Source organism: Microbacterium sp. 69-7, from assembly GCF_001897985.1.
GTDB classification, from domain to species: Bacteria; Actinomycetota; Actinomycetes; order Actinomycetales; family Microbacteriaceae; genus Microbacterium; species Microbacterium laevaniformans.
This window is the reverse complement of record NZ_MKRU01000078.1, coordinates 12,368-14,457: the sequence shown is the minus strand read 5'-3', so window position 1 is coordinate 14,457 and position 2,090 is coordinate 12,368. Positions and strand designations below refer to the sequence as shown.

Below are 2,090 nucleotides of genomic sequence, written 5' to 3'. Positions count from 1 at the left end.
GCGCCCAGCTGCTCGGCACGATCGACCGTCGCCGTGTGCGGAACCTGCGACGCCTCCAGCTCAGCCAACGACTCCGCGAGCGTCGCCAACCCCGCCGCGATGATCCGGCGCGACCGCCGGTACATCGTGTCGAGAACGCTCGCGCCCACCCGGATCTGCTCGAAGTCCTGCAGATGCGTGTTCTTGTACGCCACGACAGCGAACAACCCGCTGGGCGTGAGGCCGCGCAGCAGCCCCGGCGCGAGAATCCGCGCTCTGAACACCCGATACTCGTTCGCGATATTCCGCAGAAGCCGCATGTCCGTCACATGCTTGGCGACCACACGGATCACATCGAAGGAAACCTCTGGATCGATCTCCCGCATCATGCCGGACAGCAAGTCCGCAGACGAGCGGTGCGTGATGAACGGCACGATCGGGATGACAAGCTCGAAGAACTTCGTCCGCTGAGTCGCCGGCTCCGACAACACTGGACGCGCCTGCCACACCCCAGGATCCGCATCCTCCGTCTGGTCGAGCGCCGTGCCGTTCCGGTCGCGTCGCGCCTCCGCCAGATCCTCGAAGATGCTGTCTCGCACCGCGTAGATGAAGTGAACCGGGCGCTTACGGAGCTGACCCGAGGAGTTCAAGAGCGTGTTCAGCTCCCTCAGCGATGCATAAATCGTTGGGTCCTCGAAGCGATCCAGATCCTCGATGATCACAACGTCGCGCCCGGTCATCTCGAAGAAGTAGACGATCTCATCCAGATACTCGTCGAAATAGCTCCCGTCTGCGTCTCCGGTCAGACTGACCGACGTCGCCGACGTGCCCAGCTTGTCGATCCGCACCCGGTTCGACAACAGCACCCGCGTCACGAACGCGCCGGCCGCGGCCAGCAGCCCGATCGCAGTCAGAATCGTCGGACGCTGCCACCACTCCGCATCCGGGGCAAGCTGAAGAGGGGCGCCCCAGCCAGTCACCCAGAACACCGCGGCCACCAGCACCCCAGCAAGCACCGAAGTCACAAGAGCACGGCGCACGGGCAGCCGGCTGATCCGCCGGAACCGAGATCCCGGCACGGCGATCGGACGCTCCCGGTACAACAGCTGCTTGACGATCTCCTTCTGAATGTAGTTCGTCAGCTCACTGCTCTGCCGATCGAACGGCTGCACCCCGACATCGCTCAACGACGACAGCGAGATCTCAACTACCCGAGATGCGAGACGCTCACGAACCCCTGCGAGGACACTGCTCTTGCCGCTCCCGTACCCACCAGTCAGCGCGATATTCCAGACCCGCTTGCGGCGCTCGTCGTCCTCCAAGAGCGACACGAGCTCGTCGCTGTAGAGCTTGTGCTGCACCGGATCATGCACCGGAATCAGCGGTACCAAGCCCACTCCGGCCCCGTCCCCAGCCACGCCCGCCATTCAGCTACCCCAGATCACCCAACGCACACACGATCCGTCCACGAGACCTGGCCCAATGGCCAACTGTGGGCCACCTTGCGATAGAAAATGCCATCTTCACGTGGAACCTACACCCGTGTCCGCGCCAATGTCGGAGGCTACGCCTAATGTTGTGTGTGTCAGATACACAACATATGGAGGATGCGATGAGCACCACGACGACGGACACGGCAGCGGAGATCCTGGCGAACTTCGAGCAGAGCTTCGGGGCGATCTTCGACCGGATCGGCTGGGCCGAGGACGAGATCGCGCAGGCGGCGAGCCGGCACCCCGAGCGGGCAGACGAGATCTATCACTCGTTCTCACTGCTCAGCGGTGGCGACGCCGCCGAGCGGATGAGCGTAGAGGCGGTCTATCGGGCGCACGCGCGCGAGATTCTCGAGAGGGTCGCGGCCGGGCAGGACACCCGCCCGGGCACCGCTGTAGAGGTCGTGATCGGCCTGCTGGCGGCCGCGGAGCGCGCCCCGCTCTCGCACGAGGGGTTCGGGCTGTGCGCGCGCCTGTGGGCCGTTGCGGGCCTGCCGGATCACGACGGGTTCGCCGGGAAGCTGGAACACATCGAGGCGCTGCACGCCTCGCGCATCGACGCCGAGGAAGCCGACGCCCGCCGCGCGTGCCGGGACGACGCCCGCAAGCTCGGGCGCA

2 protein-coding genes are annotated in these 2,090 nt (G+C 65.4%); one reads left to right on the top strand and one right to left on the bottom strand.

The features are described from left to right. The coding region (locus tag BGN98_RS07450; protein WP_288120560.1) for a YobI family P-loop NTPase at positions 1–1,406 on the bottom strand (1,406 nt) is incomplete at its 3' end. Positions 1,407–1,591: 185 nt separating this feature from the next. Here BGN98_RS07450 and BGN98_RS07445 point away from each other — a divergent pair. Further along, a partial coding sequence (locus tag BGN98_RS07445) for a hypothetical protein (protein ID WP_288120559.1) occupies positions 1,592–2,090 on the top strand: 499 nt, incomplete at its 3' end.